Source organism: Variovorax sp. Varisp53 (assembly GCF_059491555.1).
Genome location: NZ_CP168512.1, coordinates 2,273,245 through 2,288,374 on the forward strand (window position 1 = coordinate 2,273,245; position 15,130 = coordinate 2,288,374).

The window sequence follows — 15,130 nt, forward strand, 5'->3', positions numbered from 1 at the left end:
GGCTGACCCAGTCAAGCCGCTGCGCATTGGCCTCCAGCAGGTGGGCGATGTCGCCGCCGTCGTAGCGCTCGCGCTCCATGATGAAGGCCTTGGACAGCAGGCTGTCCTCCGCGTTGGCGATGAGCACCGGCACGCCCAGGATCTCGGCGCGGCAGTTGCCGCGGAACCAGCGCTTGTCCACCGGCGTCACGCCGTTGCCCGAATTGAAGATCAGGTCGATGAACTCGGGGCCGTCGTACACCTTGGCCAGCCAGTGCGGATGGGTCAGCTCGGTGCGCCAGCCGTGCCGCTGCATAAGCTGCGCGATGCGCTCGTAATCCTCGCGGTGGATGAACAGGTCGAGGTCCTTGGTCGAGCGGCGGATGCCCGTGTAGCACGCGTGCGAGAAGGTTCCGCCCACCAGGAAGGGAATGCCCGCACCGTTCAAGGCGCGCAAGGTCTGCCGATAGAAATCGGCCACGCGGGGGTCGACTTCTTCTTCCAGCGAAGGCGCGAGCGCGGTGAAGGGCGACATCCTTGCAAGGTAGGACTGGCCACAGGCGGCTGCCCGGAGCAAAGGGCCCCATCGAACGTCGGCAAGCGCCTACAGCCGCTACGGGATGGGGCCGATGACGGCGAACCGCGGCGGGGCCCATTCTGGCGCTCGCCCTCATCGAGCCGCGTCGTCATGCCCAATCCAAAATCGTCCTCCCACATCCGGTTCGCCGCCGTCGGCGACATCCATGTCCAGAAGGACTCCGCCGGCACGCTGCGCAGCCTCTTCGCCCAGGCCGCCGACGAAGCCGATGCGCTGCTGCTGTGCGGCGACCTCACCGACTACGGCACGGCCGAGGAGGCCCGGGTTCTCGTCGAGGAGCTGGGTGCGATCCACATCCCCATCGTCGCCGTGCTCGGCAACCACGACTACGAGTCTGGCACGCCCGAGGCGGTGACCGGCGCGCTGATGCATGCCGGCGTCCGCGTGCTCGATGGCTCGGCCTGCGAGATCGAGGGCGTGGGCATCGCCGGCGTGAAGGGCTTTGCCGGCGGCTTCGGGCGCGGCTCGCTGGGCGCCTGGGGCGAGCCGGCGATCAAGCTGTTCGTGCAGGAGGCGCTGAACGAGGCGATGAAGCTGGAGTCGGCGCTGGCCAAGTTGCGCACGCGGCGCCGCATCGCGCTGCTGCACTACGCGCCCATCGCCGGCACGGTGCAGGGCGAGCCGGTGGAAATCTTTCCCTTCCTGGGCAGCAGCCGGCTGGAGGAGCCGCTGCTGCGCTACCCGATGGATGCGGTGTTCCACGGCCACGCGCACCGGGGCACGCTCGAGGCGCGCACCATCAACGGCGTGCCGGTCTACAACGTTGCCAAGCCCCTGCTGCAGCGCAGCCGGCCCGGCGTGCCGCCATTCTTCCTGTACGAATTGCCGCGCGAAGCGGCTGAAGAAGCCCCGGCTTCCGCTCCGGAGTAGGAATCTTCCCACGGGTTGTTCAAGTGCAATGGACCACACTTGCAAGACTCCACGAGCCGGGGCCAGACATGCCTGCTGAACCGATGAAAGACAGCGAACAGCCCAGGTTGTCCGTCGCCTCCCTGACCGATGCCGACTATCGCCAGATGGTCGGCGGCCTCATCGACCACGCCATCATCCTGCTGGACCCGGACGGCAACATCGTGAGCTGGAACGCCGGGGCACGCCAGCTCAGCGGCTACGACGACGCCGACATCCTGGGGCGCCATTTCTCCGTCCTGTATCCGCAGGAGATGCTCTCCCGCGGCTTGCCCGACGAGGAGCTGGCGCAGGCCGGCAAGCGGGGGCGCTTCGTGGACGAGGGCTGGCGCCTGCGCAAGGACGGCACGCGCTTCTGGGCCAACATCGTCATCACCCGCCTGCCAGGCGCCAACGGCGCCACGCGCGGGTATTCCAAGATCATTCGCGATCACAGCGACCGGCGAAAGCACGAAGATGCGCTGCGCGCCAGCGAGGAACGGTTCCGCCTGCTCGTCGAGGGCGTGAAGGACTACGCGATCTTCATGCTCGACCCCGGCGGCCACGTGGTCAGCTGGAATCTCGGCGCGGAGAAGAACAAGGGCTACAAGGCACACGAGATCATCGGCCAGCACTTCTCGAAGTTCTATCCGCCCGATGTCGCCGCGCGCGGATGGCCCGCCGAGGAACTGGCCAACGCGCTGCGCGAGGGCCGCTTCGAGGACGAAGGCTGGCGCGTGCGCAAGGATGGAACCCGCTTCTGGGCCAGCGTGGTGATCACGGCCATCTACGACGCCGCAGGGCAGCACAAGGGATTCGCCAAGGTCACCCGCGACCTCACCGAGCGCCGCCGGATCATCACGCTCGAGGACGAGGGAAGGCGCATGACCACCTTCCTTGCAATGCTGGGCCATGAGCTGCGCAATCCGCTCGCGCCCATCTCCAACGCGCTGGAGCTTCTCAAGCGCGAGGAGACGGGCTCGCTGGTGCTGAACAGGACGCGCGGCATCATCGATCGCCAGCTCAGGCAGATGACGCGGCTCATCGACGACCTGCTGGACGTGGGCCGGATCACGAGCGGGCGCATCCACCTGGAAGCCAAGCCGGTGCGGCTTCGCGAAGTGGTCGTCGAAGGGGTGGAGGCCATGCGCCCTGGCATGGCGCAGAAGTCGCAGCTCCTGGAGCTGCAGGTCGACGGGGCCGATCCCTGGGTCACGGGCGACAGGGCGCGGCTGATCCAGGTCATCGGCAATCTGGTTCACAACGCGTCCAAGTTCACTCCCGACGGCGGGCGCATCGCGATCCGCCTCGGCGCCAACGCCGCCGACGCCGCGGAAGCGGAGATCAGCGTCAAGGACAACGGCCCGGGGATTCCGCGCAAGGATCTCGAGAGGATCTTCGAGCTCTTCGTGCAGGGCGAAAACGAACTGGCGCGCACGCGCGGCGGGCTCGGGCTGGGCTTGAGCCTGGTGCAGCAGCTGACGCAGCTTCATGGCGGCTACGTCAGCGTGTTCAGCACCGGGCGCACGGGAGAGGGCAGCGAATTCGTGGTGCGCCTGCCGACGGCGCCCACGCCCGACATGCCGGGGCCGCCCGAACGCGGCGAGGGCGAAAAGCTGGTGCTGGTCGTGGACGACAACCGCGATGCGGCGGAAACCCTGGCACTGCTGCTGGAAGCGCTGGGCTACTCGTGCTCGGTGGCGCACGACGGCTTTGCCGCGATCGAGGCCGTCAAGGCGAAACGGCCCGACGTGGTGCTGCTGGACATCGGGCTGCCCGGCATGACCGGCCACGAGGTTGCCAAGCGCCTGCGCGCCGACCTGATCGATCCGCCCGCGCTGATCGCCATCACCGGCTACGGCCAGCCCAGCGACCGCGACACCAGCTTCGAAGCCGGCTTCTTCGCCCACCTGACGAAGCCGGTGGACATCGATCGGCTGGGTTCGATGCTCGACCAGATCTACGCCGCCAAGACCTGAACCGGCCGAAGTCCGTCGGCTGGCCGGCCGTTTCCCTGCGCGACACGCAGGTTCTTCAGTGGCGTTTGAAGTACTGGACTTCGCGCTCGTGCTGCCGGGCCTGCTCCTGCGAAGCGAAGGTGCCCAGGTTGCGGCGCTTGCCGGTCTTGGGATCGATCTTGCGGGAATACAGGCGGTATTCGCCCGAAGCGAGTTTCCGGATCATTGCGCACTCCTTTTCTTCACCTGGCTGGACCTCATTCAATCTGCGCCGCCGGCGCCGGCCGTCTGTCGGACGGGTTCACTTCGCCCTGAGGGAGCGCGAGTTGCGGCGGCACGCGACCAGGGTTGCCGCTCCTACGCTCCTACATTCGCTGCCTGGCCGCTCCCACAGCGGACCTGCGCCGCAAGGTCGAAACCCGAACTCTCGAGGCCAGTTTCCGGTCTCCATTGCGCAAAGGAGCGAATCATGAAAACGAGGCACAAGCCCCAAGCCACGAAAAGCCGCGAGGCCGGCGCCCCTGTGCAGGACGCCATCGGCCCCCACGACGACAACCCGCCGGCGCGCGGCGCGGTGCAAAGCGGCGGCACCCCCGACACCGCACCGCTGAACTTCGACGACGACGAGATCTATTCGGGCCGCGACAAGGTGCGCAGCGGCGGCACCACGCACGCCAAGGGCGGCGACAGCGGCCTGCTCGGGCCGCCGGCCGAACAGCTTTCACCGACCAATTCGCCCAGCGACCCGGCCTTGCGGCGAGGCCGCTCATAGGCGGGAGGCCGACCATGTTCCGGGACCGCGTCGATGCAGGCCGCCAGCTCGCGGCGCTGCTCGGCCAGTACCGCGATGCGCCGGATGCGCTCGTGCTGGCGCTGCCGCGCGGCGGCGTGCCTGTCGGTGCGGAAGTCGCGCGGGCACTGAATCTCCCGCTCGACATCATGGTGGTGCGCAAGCTGGGGTTTCCCGGCCACGAGGAATATGCGGCCGGGGCGATCGCCGGGGGCGGCGTGCGCGTGACCGGCGAGCCCTGGGCCGACCTGGCGCTCGTCTTCGAACGCGAGCAGCAGGAACTGGCGCGCCGCGAACACGTCTACCGCGCCGGCCGGGCGCCTTGCGACCTGGGCGGCAAGACCGTCATCCTGATCGACGACGGCCTCGCCACCGGCCTGTCGATGCGCGCCGCGATCATCGCGGCGCGGTCGCTCGGCGCGGCGAAAGTCGTTGCCGCGGTGCCGGTCGGCGAAGCCATGGCGTGCCAGGCGCTGGCGCAGCCCGCGAAGGCGAACGAGTTCGCCGGCCGCAGCGACCTCGAGCGCATGGGCTCGCGTGCGGACGAGGTGGTCTGCATGCGCATGCCCGACCCCTTCCATGCCGTGGGCGCGTGGTACGGCGTCTTCGATCCGCCCAGTGACGACGAGGTGCGCGACACCCTGGCTTCGTGGGGCCGTCCATGAGCGACCTTCATGAGGAAGGAGACAGCGAAAACGCGGCGCACTGACACTGAAGATCGGCTGTCGATTTCCCCTCTTGAAATCCTGGCGAGCGAAACTATGTTGACTTCCGTTGGAACCTGGTCAAACCGAAAAGGAGGCACTCAAATGACCATGAACCTGCTGAGGCAAATCGCCACCTCCCGTCTGCCCGTGTCCTTCTACCGGACGGAGGACATCGACAGCGTCCGGCTGCTTCGGGCCGCGGGCCTCGTGGTGGCCCTGGTGCCGTCGCCTTTCGACCCCATCGCGCTTGCGGGCACACCGTCCGCGGCGCAGGTGCTCGCCATCACCAGCAAGGGGCGGGAAGAACTGGCGAAGTTCGACTATCCGGTGTCCCGCCCGCCGCGCTGGCGCTTGCGGATGCCGCGAATCAAGACGCTCGCGCGCGCCGGTCCGACGGCGCCGCCCCCGCCCCACCGCGAATCGAGCAGGCTCCAGTAGCGCCTGGAGCGTGGGGCGCACGCCGCCGGTTTTTCGTTGTTCTGCATTCAACTTCTTACGGAGGTTTCGCCATGTATCGATCCTTGTTTCCTCGCGACATCTTTGCGGAGATGGACCGCCTGCAGCGCGACGTGCAGCAGGCTTTCGACCTGTCTCCCTCCATCCGCGGCATTGCCTGGAACGGCTTCCCCGCGCTGAACGTGGGCAGCACCCCGCAGACGCTGGAGATCTATGCGTTCGCGCCGGGCGTGGACCCCTCTACGCTCGAGGTCAACCTCGAGCGCGGCCTGCTGACCATCTCCGGGGAGCGCAAGAGCGCGCTCCCCGAGGAAGGCGACAAGGCCGCGGTGCACATCAACGAGCGCTTCGAGGGCGCATTCCGCCGCGTCATGACGCTGCCGGAAGACGCCGACCCCGACGCCGTGAATGCCCGCATGAGCGATGGCGTGCTGCACATCACCGTCCAGCGGCGCGCGTCCGCGCAGCCGCGCCGGATCGCCATCCAGTAGCGAGCCGGAGGAACCCCGAACGAACCGAACGAAAGGAGCTACATCATGAAACGCGATCTCCAGACCTCGTCGGCCGCCGAACAGGGCGAACTCGCACGGAGGGATTCGTCTCGCCATGCCGAGGCCGCGCTGACGCCAGCCGTCGACGTGATCGAGGACAGCGGCGGCATCACGCTCTATGCCGACCTGCCCGGCGTGACCCGCGACAAGCTGAACCTCCACGTGGAAGCCGCGACGCTGACCATCGAAGCCGAGTCCAGCCTGACAACGCCCGAGGGGCTCAACTCCAGCCACACGGAGGTGGGCCTCGCGAGGTTCAGGCGGGTGTTCACGCTGAGCAAGGAGCTTGACACCCAGAACGTCACCGCCGAACTGGCGCAGGGCGTGCTGCGGCTGCGGATTCCGAAGGCTGCGCACGCGAAGGCGCGGCGCATCGAGATCCAGGCCGCCTGAGAGCTTGCACGGCGCCCCCGCTCCCCACGGCGGGCGCCGCGCAGGGAATGTTCGTACCGGGGTTGCCGGACTTGGGCGCAAAATCGTTGCTCCCGAATGCCGCACTTTCTCTGCGAGCCCGAATGCCCGATTCCCAGACCTCCGGTGCCCCTGCGCCTTCCTCCGAGCCCGCGACGCTGGCGCCAAGTTCGCTGAGCTTCCCTGTCGTCGGCCTTGCCGGGTCGGCCGGCGGAATGGAGGCGCTGATGCGCTTCTTCGAGCACATGCCGGAGCGGCCGGGCATGGCCTTCGTGGTGATCCTGCACCTGTCGCCGGACCATGAAAGCAGCGCCCCCGCGATCCTGCAGCGCACGACGGCCCTGCCTGTGGCCCAGGCGGCCGGCACGATGCCGATCGAGGTCGATCACATCTACGTGATTCCGCCCGGCGTCGAACTGACGATGAACGGCGGCAACCTGCAGGTCACGCAGAGCGAGCGGCCCTATGGACGCGCAACCGCGGCGGACGTCTTCTTCCGCACGCTGGCGCAGGTGCACCGCGAGCGCGCGGTCAGCATCGTCCTGTCGGGCACCGGCAGCGACGGCGCGGTCGGGCTCACCCGAATCAAGGAGCACGCGGGCCTGACCATGGCCCAGTCGCCGGAGGACGCGACCTACGGTGGAATGCCGCTGGCCGCCATCGCCACCGGCATGGTCGACTTCGTGCTTCCGGCCGACCAGATGGGCGAGCGGCTGGTCGATGTATGGCGCAACGCGCGCCACATCCAACTTCCGCACGCGTCCGAGGTGGGCGCTTTGGTGGAGGAGCCGGAAGGCCCTGCCTCGTCGCTGTTCGCCGAGAAGGCGCTGCAGGAGGTCATGGCGCTGCTGAAGACCTACACGCGGCACGACTTCCTCCACTACAAGCGCGCCACGGTGCTGCGCCGCATCGAGCGCCGGCTGCAGGTGAACCGGCTGGCCGACCTGCCGGCCTACCGCGACTTCCTCCGGGAGCATCCGGAGGAGGCCGCGCCGCTGTTGCAGGACATGCTGATCAGCGTGACCAACTTCTTCCGGGACCGCGACGCCTTCGAGGCATTGTCCGGGGAGGTCATCGGGCCGCTGGTGGAGCGCAAGCAACCGGGCGAGCAGCTGCGGGTCTGGGTGGCGGGATGCGCGACCGGGGAGGAGGCGTACTCCATCAGCATGCTGCTGCGCGAGCACGCCGACCGGTTGTCGAAGCCGCTGGACATCCAGGTCTTCGCAACCGACGTCGACGAGCGCGCCATCGCCACGGCCCGCAAGGGCGTGTATGCGCAAGGCATCGCGGCAGACATCGTGCCTGGCCGGCTGCGGCAGTACTTCCTGAAGGACCGCGACCAGTTCCGCGTGTCGGCCTCGGTGCGCGAGCCGGTGCTCTTCGCGCAGCACAACCTGCTGAGCGATCCGCCGTTCTCCCGGCTCGACATGATCTGCTGCCGCAACCTGCTGATCTATCTCGATCGCGACGCCCAGGCCCGCGTGCTCGGGATGTTCCGCATCGCGCTCAAGCCGGGCGGCTTCCTGTTCCTCGGCACCTCCGAGTCGACCGACGCGGCCGCGAACCTGTTCACCGCCGTCGACAAGCGCCACCGCATCTTCCAGGTCAACCCCGAGCTTCTGCCCGCACGGCACGTGCCGGTGATCAGCGAGGCACCGCCCGCGCTGCCGACCGGCCCCGTCATGCAGGCACTGCGCGCATCCAGGCGCAACGGCGGCGAACGGCCCAGCCTCGCCGAGCTGCACCAGCGCGCGCTGGAGCAGTTCTCGCCGCCCAGCGTGCTGATCGACGGCGACCACAACGTGCTTCATCTGTCCAACGGCGCCGGGCGCTTCCTCGAGCGCGCGAGCGGCGAGCCCTCGGACAACCTGCTGAACAACGTGCGCCCGGACATCCGGCTCGAACTGCGCACTGCGCTGTTCAAGTCGGCGCAGTCGTCGCGCAGCGTCGAGGCGCGGCTCGTTTTGCGCCAGGAAGACGGCCGGCAGGTGTTCCTGAACATCACCGTGCGACCGGTGCAGCAGGAGCCGGGGAGCAGGCAGCTGATCCTCGTGGTCTTCGACGAGACCGAGGAGAGCACGCGGCCGGACGATGGCGCACCGCCCGATGCCGCGCGCGAACAGTTGATCGCCCAGCTCGAGGAGGAAATCAGGCAGCTCAAACTCCACCTGCAGGACACCATCGAGAGCTCCGAGACCTCGACCGAGGAACTGAAGGCCTCGAACGAGGAGCTGCAGGCCATCAACGAGGAACTGCGTTCGGCCAGCGAAGAACTGGAGACGAGCAAGGAAGAGCTCCAGTCGATGAACGAGGAGCTGGTGACCGTCAACTTCGAACTCAAGGTCAAGGTCGAGGAATGGGAGCACATCAACGACGACCTGCAGAACCTGATCGCCTCGGCCGAGATCGCCACCGTGTTCGTCGACCGGAGCATGCACATCAAGCGCTACACGCCGCATGCGAGCAACCTCTTCAACCTGATTCCCTCGGACCTGGGGCGCTCGCTGTTCGACATCACGACCCGGCTCGACTACCCCGAGCTGGCGGAGGACACGGCGTTGGCCTTCAGGGAATTGCGCGCGAGCGAGCGCCACGTGAAGAGCGCCGACGGGCGGCATTTCCTCGCGCGCATCCTTCCATACCGGACGGCCGAGGACCGGATCGAGGGGGCCATCCTCAACTTCTTCGACATCACCGAATTGCGGACCGCGGAAGAGCGCGTGCGTGCGGGCGAGGAGCGGCTGCGACGGGCGGCCGCGACGACGAGCGACTTCGCCATCATCACCGCCGACCCGCAGGGCATCGTCACCAGCTGGAATCTCGGCGCCGAGCGCATCTTCGGCTACGGCGAGGCAGAGATGATCGGCAGCCCGATCGCGACCATCTTCACACCCGAGGACCGCGCGCACGGCGTACCCGAAGCGGAAATGCGCAACGCGGCGCAGTCCGGCCGCGCCGAAGACGAGCGCTGGCACCAGCGCAAGGACGGCACGCGCTTCTTCTGCAGCGGCGTGATGACGCTGCTGGACGACAGGGCGGGAGGCGGCTTCGCCAAGATCGCGCGGGACATGACCGGCACCAAGCGGCATGAGCTTGCGCTGGACCATCTGCTGGTCAAGGAAAAAAAGGCGAGCCTGAACGCACAGATGGCCAACGAGCTGAAGGACAGGTTCCTCGCGGTGATGTCGCACGAGCTGAAGCAGCCGCTCAACCTGATCCAGATGAACGCGGAACTGCTGCTGCACCTGCCGGTGGCCACGGAAAGCGCCAAGGTCCGGCGGGTGAGCGAGACCATCAAGCGCGCCGTCGGCAGCCAGACCCGCATCATCAACGACCTGCTGGACCTCTCGCGCATCCGCACCGGCAAGTTGCGGCTGAACCGGGTGCGCGTCGACCTGGGCGAGATCGTGCAGGCTGCCGCGAATGCCGCCGTTGCAGCCGCGCCCGAGAAGAAGCTGGTGCTGGAGACGCACTGCGAGCCGGGCATCGAGTGCCATGGCGACCGGGTGCGCGTGGAGCAGATCGCCTGGAACCTGCTGAGCAACGCCGTCAAGTTCACGCCCGCGGGCGGGCGCATCTGTGCCCGCGTGGAGGCCGAGGGCGAATTCGCGAGGCTCACCGTGACGGACAGCGGCTGCGGCATCTCCGGCGAGTTCCTGCCGCATGTGTTCGGCATGTTCAACCAGGCCGTCGACGAGGCGGCGCCGTCCAACGCCGGGATGGGCATCGGCCTGGCCCTGGTGCAGGAACTCGCGCATGCCCACCAGGGGCGGGTCAAGGCGTTCTCGGCCGGCATCGGGAAAGGGTGCGAGTTCAGTGTATGGCTTCCGCTCGAAGGCAAGGGCGCCGAGCAAGCGGCAACGCAGGCACAGGCGCAGGCCGGGGTCGATTTCAAAGGTTGGCGCGTGCTGGCGGTGGACGACTACGCCGACGCGCTGATTCCGTTCGCGGAGGTGTTGCGGCTGGAAGGCGCAACCGTCGACGTCGCGGAGAGCGCCAGGGAAGCGCTGGACCTGCTCGAGAAGAACACCTACGACCTGCTGGTGTCCGACCTCGGGATGCCGCAGATGGATGGCTTCCAGCTCATCGCGGAGGTGCGCCGCCGGCCCGCAACGCGCGAGCTGCGCTCGATCGCGATGTCGGGCCTGGGCCGGCGCGCGGATGTGCGCCGCGCGCTCGAGGCGGGCTTCAATGCGCACCTGCCGAAACCGGCGTCGATCGACGAGCTGAAAACCATCGTCGGCGGGCTCTAGACACCCGTCGCGGGCGTCAGAGGCAAAGCTCCACCTCCACGTGCGGGCCGCGCGGCGGCGATTCCGCCGAAACCACGATGCGGTTGCCGATGCGCTGGAACCTCAGGTCCACAAGGCCCTGGCCGACCTTCAGCCGCTCCACGCGCAACTGCTCGATGTTCGCCGGCAGGCGCGGCTGCACGATGCGCACCTTGTTGCGGATGCCGTCGATCTCCACGCCCAGGCAGGCCTGGACCAGCATGAACGCCGAACCCGCCGCCCACGCCTGCGGCAGGCATGCGACCGGGTAGGCCACGGGGGCCTGGCCGGGCTGGCGGTCGAAGCCGCAGAAGAGTTCCGGCAGGCGCATGCCGAAATGCGCGGCGGACTCGAAGAGCTCGTCGAGGATGCGCATCACGCCCTCGCGTTCGCCGTACCGCGCCAGGCCGGCCGCGCACAGGGCGGTGTCGTGCGGCCACACCGAGCCGTTGTGGTACGACATGGGATTGAAGCGCACGGCCTCCGTGGACAGCGTGCGAACGCCCCATCCGGAGGTGAACGAGGACGACATCAGCTGCCGCCCCACCGCCGCGGCACGGTCCTGGTCCGGTAGGCCGAAGAACAGCAGATGGCCGGCGTTGGAGGCGCGCACGCGGCAGGGCATCCCCAGGCCGTCGACGGCCAGTGCATAGAACTGCTGGTCCTCGAGCCAGAAGCATCTCTCGACCGCCTCGAGCACCGCCTCGGCGCGCCGGCGCCAGCGCACCGCGGCCGCGTCGCCGCGCCATTCGGCCATCGTCGACATCGCAAGGAACGCGTCGTACGCGTAGCCCTGCACCTCGACCAGCGCGATGGGCCCCATGGGCGTGCGCCCGTCGGCGTGGAAGATTGAATCGTGGCTGTCCTTCCAGCCCTGGTTGACGAGGCCGCTGGCCTCGCCGCGCTGGTAGGCCAGCAGCCCCTCGGGGTGGCGCGCCATGTTGCGCTCCATCCAGTCGCAGGCGGCGCACAGCGAGGGCCAGATGCGCCCGATGGCGGCGTGGTCGCCGGTGCGGCGCGCATAGGCGCCCGCGAGCGCCACGAACAGCGGCGTGGTGTCGACCCCGCCGTAGTACTCGCCGAAGGGCAGCTCGTCCACGGCGGCCATTTCGCCCTTGCGGGTCTCGTGCATGATCTTCCCCGGCTCGGAGTCGCGGAAGGTGGAGGTCTGGCGCGCCTGTCTCGCCGCCAGGAAGGTGAGCACGCCCTCGGCCAGCCGCGGATCGATCCACAGCGTCTGGAACGAGGTCACGATCGCGTCGCGACCGAAAGGCGTGGAGAACCAGGGGATGCCGGCGTACGGATAGGGCCCGGTGGGCAGGTCGGTGGTCAGCAGCGCCAGGTCGGCGCGCGAGCGCTCCAGCCATGCCTGGAACAGGCGCCCCGAACTCTGCAGGCGGGCGCCCCTGCGCTGCCGCGCGCGCATGCGCCACCGTGCGAGCGTGCAGGCTTCGCGAAAGCGCTGCGGCGTCGGCCGCGCGGGCTGCTCCCCCACTTCGACATGCAAGGTCCATTCGCCATGCGCGGCGAGCCGCACATCGAATTCGGCGCTGCCGGCGTCCATGCTGCGCGGGATCATGGAGAAGTCGACGCAGGCGCTGCGCAGGAGGGTGTCGAGCCCGCGATAGCGAAGCGTCGCGCCGTCGGGGCGCACTTCGGGGGCGTCGAAGTCGCCGCGCCGGGCACGGCGCTGCCCGCGCACCTCGAACATGTCGCGGAAGTCGGCACCGAAGCGCAGGCCCAGCGGCACCTGGGCCGCCTGCTCGCCGTAGTTCACGAGCCGGATGCGTTCGAAGAGGCGGGCGTTCCACAGGAAGCGCTTGCGCTCCAGGTGGATCACGCCCTGCGGCATCGACGTCGAGCCGAGCACGGGCAGCGGATGGTTCGTGAGGTTCGCGACGAAGAACACGTTGTCCTGGCTCACACCGCTGGAAAGCAGCGATGGCCGCTGCGCGTCGAGGCTCAGCGTGAAGGTCGAGAGCATGCGCGTGTCGTTGTGGAACAGGCCGTCGACGCCTCCGCCCACGTCGCCTAGCGCGTCCATCACGAAATAGGTGTCGCCTTCCTTCAGGACGAAGGCCTGCTGCACGGCGCGCTCGGTGGCCGGCTCGGCCTGGTCGGCGGCAGTGGCTTCTGCATCGGTGCTCATGTCTCAGGCTGCTTTCTGGAGAACCGGCAGCGGCGGCTGCTTCTCCGGCATGGGGCTGCCGCCGCCCGCGAGGCGCGCATAGAGTTCCAGGTAGGCAGTTGCCATGGCGCGCGCGGAGAAGCGGCTGTCGAAGGCCTGCCGCACGAGGCGGCGGTCAAGCCGGTCGATCTCGTGCACCGCCGCGACGGCCTGCGCCTCGCTCTCGACGATCACGCCGCTCACGCCGTCCTCGACGATCTCGGGCACCGATCCGCAGCGCCAGCCGATCACCGGCGTGCCGCAGGCCATGGCTTCGATCATTACCAGCCCGAAGGGCTCCGGCCAGTCGATGGGAAACAGCAGCGCCCGCGCGCCGCCGAGGAAGGCGGCCTTGTCCTCGTCGCCGATCTCGCCGATGAACTCGACCAGCGGGTCTCCGAGCAGGTGGCGGATCTCCTGCTCGAAATAGTGCCGGTCGGCGGGGTCCACCTTGGCGGCGATGCGCAGCGGCAGGCCCGCCTTCCTGGCGATCGAGATGGCGCGGTCCGGCCGTTTCTCGGGCGAGATGCGGCCGAGGAACGCCAGGTAGCCGCCCGTGCCCTGTCCGAATGCGTAGGCCGATTCATCGATCCCGTGCGGCACGTTCGCGAGCCAGTTGGCGAAGGGCAGGGGGCGGCGCTGGTGGCGCGAGATCGATGCCAGCGGATACCTGTTCCAGCGCATGTAGGCCTCGGGCAGGTCGGCGATGTCGAGCCGCCCGTGCAGCGTGGTCAGCGTGCGCTCGGCCATGTCCTCGAAGAAGGGGAAGTGCACCAGGTCGACGTGGAAATGAAGCACGTCGAACTCGCCGGCGCGGCGCCGAACCTCGTGGAGCATGGTCAGGTGGCTGGCCAGGTCCGACTTCAGCGGCGCGGGGTCCAGCCGCAGTGCCCGGGCGCGCATTGGCACCACCTTCGCGCGGCTGCGCGCATCGGCGCAGGCGAACAGCGTGACCTCGTGGCCGAGGTCCGCCAGCGCATTGGCAAGGTGCGCGACGACTCTTTCGGTGCCGCCATAAAACCTGGGCGGAACGGCTTCGTACAGTGGCGCAATCTGCGCGATCTTCATTGTCAAGACGATCTCCTCGAAAGGGATGAATGAACAAGGAGCGCGGCGGATACGAATGCGGGCTGCAGGGGCAGGGCCTGCGGCCCATTATTCGGTCTCGGCCGCTCGAATTCAAGGTCCGCCCATGCCGCGATGCCGGCCTTCGGGCTGCTCCTGGCGCTCGCCTTTGGGCACGCCCACGTGGCCGCGCCTGCGGCGTTCGGCGAGCGCGCGATCCAGCGTGGCCTGGCTCTGTCTCGCAGCCGCCTCGCACTTCTGGTGCAGCACGACGAGTTCCTTGTCGGTGAGCTTCTCGATGCCCATGAATTCGTCCTGCGCGTCGGACGAGCGGATGAGTTCGTCGAGCTTGGTCTGCAGCGCCAGGCCGTCGCGGTTCTGGGTGTTCTGGATCAGGAACACCATCAGGAACGTCACGATCGTCGTACCGGTATTGATGATCAGCTGCCAGGTCTCCGAGAAGCCGAACATGGGCCCCGTGGCGGCCCACACCACCACCACCGCAACGCAGAGCAGGAAGGTCGTCGGGCTTCCCGCGATGCGCGCGACCTGGTTGGCGAACGAAGCGAAAAGTCGGTCCATGGGCGTATTCCTCCTGGGGGCCCTGATGCTGGTTGCGCCGGCCCCGTGGAGGCGTCGTCCGGAAGCGACGGCCACCGCGTCCCGGAATCCCGTCTTTGCGTCGGAGCGCACCCATACCGGCAGGGCTTTTTTTCCCGTCGCGCCCGTGCGGCCGGCCCTAGTCCGCCGCTCCTACAGGCGCTGCCCCCGGGCTCCCACACACGGCCCTGCGGTGCTTGGATAGACCGGCAGTCTGATCCGAAGCCGAACCATATCCAGGAGTCCTTCCATGAGCACCCCCACTACCAGCAGCACCCCGGACGAGGACCGCGCCTTCCGCTTCCCCACGTCGGAGGATCACTCCGCTCCACCCGCGCACAGCGACGGGACGTCGCCTGCCCGGGCCGTGACCGAGATGCCACACGAGGACGCGATCGACCACGGCATCGAAGAGTCGTTCCCGGCGAGCGATCCGGTGTCGGTGAGCGTGTCGAAGTCGATGCCGGTGTCCGCGGCGCCCGCACCGGCGCGCGCCACCGCGCAACGCACGCCGCCCCGCCCGGAGATTCCGGGGCTGGCAGCGGGCATCGTCGTGGCGGGAGGCGCCCTGGCACTGGCCGCCGCGGCGGGCTATCTCGCGGCGCGGCGCAGGCACTGAGGGAGGCCGGGGTCCGTCGATCCCGTTGCTTCCACCTTGCCGTCCAACAGCAAACAGCAAAACAGGGAGA

Annotated in this window: 13 protein-coding genes and 1 pseudogene; 9 read left to right on the plus strand and 5 right to left on the minus strand. The window is 68.4% G+C overall.

Annotated elements, in window-relative coordinates; translation table 11 throughout:
- Window position 1: 1 nt before the first annotated feature.
- Window positions 2–514 (minus strand): annotated as a pseudogene (locus ACEOAB_RS10530) (nucleotidyltransferase); the annotation flags it as partial.
- Window positions 515–667: 153 nt separating this feature from the next.
- Here ACEOAB_RS10530 and ACEOAB_RS10535 point away from each other — a divergent pair.
- Both ACEOAB_RS10535 and ACEOAB_RS10540 read left to right on the plus strand, forming a co-directional pair.
- Window positions 668–1,447: a metallophosphoesterase family protein gene (locus ACEOAB_RS10535; protein WP_056599821.1), complete on the plus strand. Its 780-nt coding sequence runs from the start codon at window positions 668–670 to the stop codon at window positions 1,445–1,447.
- Between the two features lie 83 nt (window positions 1,448–1,530).
- Window positions 1,531–3,444 (plus strand): PAS domain-containing hybrid sensor histidine kinase/response regulator, encoded by a 1,914-nt coding sequence (locus ACEOAB_RS10540; protein WP_413750033.1) that lies wholly within the window; start codon window positions 1,531–1,533, stop codon window positions 3,442–3,444.
- A gap of 55 nt (window positions 3,445–3,499) precedes the next feature.
- Here the strand turns inward: ACEOAB_RS10540 and ACEOAB_RS10545 are convergent, their stop codons facing one another.
- The gene (locus tag ACEOAB_RS10545) at window positions 3,500–3,649 is read right to left on the minus strand and encodes a hypothetical protein (RefSeq protein ID WP_157610325.1); all 150 of its coding nucleotides are present in this window, start codon (window positions 3,647–3,649) and stop codon (window positions 3,500–3,502) included.
- 243 nt (window positions 3,650–3,892) lie between these two features.
- Between ACEOAB_RS10545 and ACEOAB_RS10550 the strand changes: the two genes are divergently transcribed.
- The 6 genes from ACEOAB_RS10550 (at window position 3,893) to ACEOAB_RS10575 (ending at window position 10,591) form a co-directional block, all read left to right on the plus strand.
- Window positions 3,893–4,195 (plus strand): hypothetical protein, encoded by a 303-nt coding sequence (locus ACEOAB_RS10550; RefSeq protein ID WP_495653702.1) that lies wholly within the window; start codon window positions 3,893–3,895, stop codon window positions 4,193–4,195.
- Between the two features lie 14 nt (window positions 4,196–4,209).
- Window positions 4,210–4,878: a phosphoribosyltransferase gene (locus ACEOAB_RS10555; protein WP_495653703.1), complete on the plus strand. Its 669-nt coding sequence runs from the start codon at window positions 4,210–4,212 to the stop codon at window positions 4,876–4,878.
- Window positions 4,879–5,022: 144 nt separating this feature from the next.
- Window positions 5,023–5,358: a hypothetical protein gene (locus tag ACEOAB_RS10560; protein WP_413749063.1), complete on the plus strand. Its 336-nt coding sequence runs from the start codon at window positions 5,023–5,025 to the stop codon at window positions 5,356–5,358.
- A gap of 71 nt (window positions 5,359–5,429) precedes the next feature.
- Entirely contained in the window at window positions 5,430–5,867 is a 438-nt protein-coding gene (locus ACEOAB_RS10565) for an Hsp20/alpha crystallin family protein (RefSeq protein WP_007832946.1), read from the plus strand.
- 45 nt (window positions 5,868–5,912) lie between these two features.
- Window positions 5,913–6,320, plus strand: a complete 408-nt coding sequence (locus ACEOAB_RS10570; protein WP_056599792.1) for an Hsp20/alpha crystallin family protein — start codon at window positions 5,913–5,915, stop codon at window positions 6,318–6,320.
- Window positions 6,321–6,442: 122 nt separating this feature from the next.
- Entirely contained in the window at window positions 6,443–10,591 is a 4,149-nt protein-coding gene (locus ACEOAB_RS10575; protein ID WP_413749062.1) for a CheR family methyltransferase, read from the plus strand.
- A gap of 16 nt (window positions 10,592–10,607) precedes the next feature.
- Here the strand turns inward: ACEOAB_RS10575 and ACEOAB_RS10580 are convergent, their stop codons facing one another.
- The 3 genes from ACEOAB_RS10580 to ACEOAB_RS10590 form a co-directional block, all read right to left on the minus strand.
- Window positions 10,608–12,758, minus strand: a complete 2,151-nt coding sequence (locus tag ACEOAB_RS10580) for an amylo-alpha-1,6-glucosidase (protein ID WP_413749061.1) — start codon at window positions 12,756–12,758, stop codon at window positions 10,608–10,610.
- Window positions 12,759–12,761: 3 nt separating this feature from the next.
- On the minus strand, window positions 12,762–13,844 hold the full coding sequence (locus ACEOAB_RS10585; protein WP_413749065.1) for a glycosyltransferase family 4 protein: 1,083 nt from the start codon (window positions 13,842–13,844) through the stop codon (window positions 12,762–12,764).
- 111 nt (window positions 13,845–13,955) lie between these two features.
- Complete coding sequence (locus ACEOAB_RS10590) at window positions 13,956–14,423, minus strand: low affinity iron permease family protein (RefSeq protein WP_413749060.1); 468 nt, start codon at window positions 14,421–14,423, stop codon at window positions 13,956–13,958.
- Window positions 14,424–14,808: 385 nt separating this feature from the next.
- Here ACEOAB_RS10590 and ACEOAB_RS10595 point away from each other — a divergent pair, with 385 nt between their 5' ends.
- Window positions 14,809–15,060, plus strand: coding sequence for a hypothetical protein (locus ACEOAB_RS10595; RefSeq protein WP_495653704.1), 252 nt, complete (start codon window positions 14,809–14,811; stop codon window positions 15,058–15,060).
- Window positions 15,061–15,130: the final 70 nt, after the last annotated feature.

Coding starts and splice junctions, on each gene's coding strand:
- ACEOAB_RS10535 (WP_056599821.1), top strand. CDS start 668: ATGCCCAATCCAAAATCGTCCTCCCACATCCGGTTCGCCGCCGTCGGC.
- ACEOAB_RS10540 (WP_413750033.1), top strand. CDS start 1,531: ATGAAAGACAGCGAACAGCCCAGGTTGTCCGTCGCCTCCCTGACCGAT.
- ACEOAB_RS10545 (WP_157610325.1), bottom strand. CDS start 3,649: ATGATCCGGAAACTCGCTTCGGGCGAATACCGCCTGTATTCCCGCAAG.
- ACEOAB_RS10550 (WP_495653702.1), top strand. CDS start 3,893: ATGAAAACGAGGCACAAGCCCCAAGCCACGAAAAGCCGCGAGGCCGGC.
- ACEOAB_RS10555 (WP_495653703.1), top strand. CDS start 4,210: ATGTTCCGGGACCGCGTCGATGCAGGCCGCCAGCTCGCGGCGCTGCTC.
- ACEOAB_RS10560 (WP_413749063.1), top strand. CDS start 5,023: ATGACCATGAACCTGCTGAGGCAAATCGCCACCTCCCGTCTGCCCGTG.
- ACEOAB_RS10565 (WP_007832946.1), top strand. CDS start 5,430: ATGTATCGATCCTTGTTTCCTCGCGACATCTTTGCGGAGATGGACCGC.
- ACEOAB_RS10570 (WP_056599792.1), top strand. CDS start 5,913: ATGAAACGCGATCTCCAGACCTCGTCGGCCGCCGAACAGGGCGAACTC.
- ACEOAB_RS10575 (WP_413749062.1), top strand. CDS start 6,443: ATGCCCGATTCCCAGACCTCCGGTGCCCCTGCGCCTTCCTCCGAGCCC.
- ACEOAB_RS10580 (WP_413749061.1), bottom strand. CDS start 12,758: ATGAGCACCGATGCAGAAGCCACTGCCGCCGACCAGGCCGAGCCGGCC.
- ACEOAB_RS10585 (WP_413749065.1), bottom strand. CDS start 13,844: ATGAAGATCGCGCAGATTGCGCCACTGTACGAAGCCGTTCCGCCCAGG.
- ACEOAB_RS10590 (WP_413749060.1), bottom strand. CDS start 14,423: ATGGACCGACTTTTCGCTTCGTTCGCCAACCAGGTCGCGCGCATCGCG.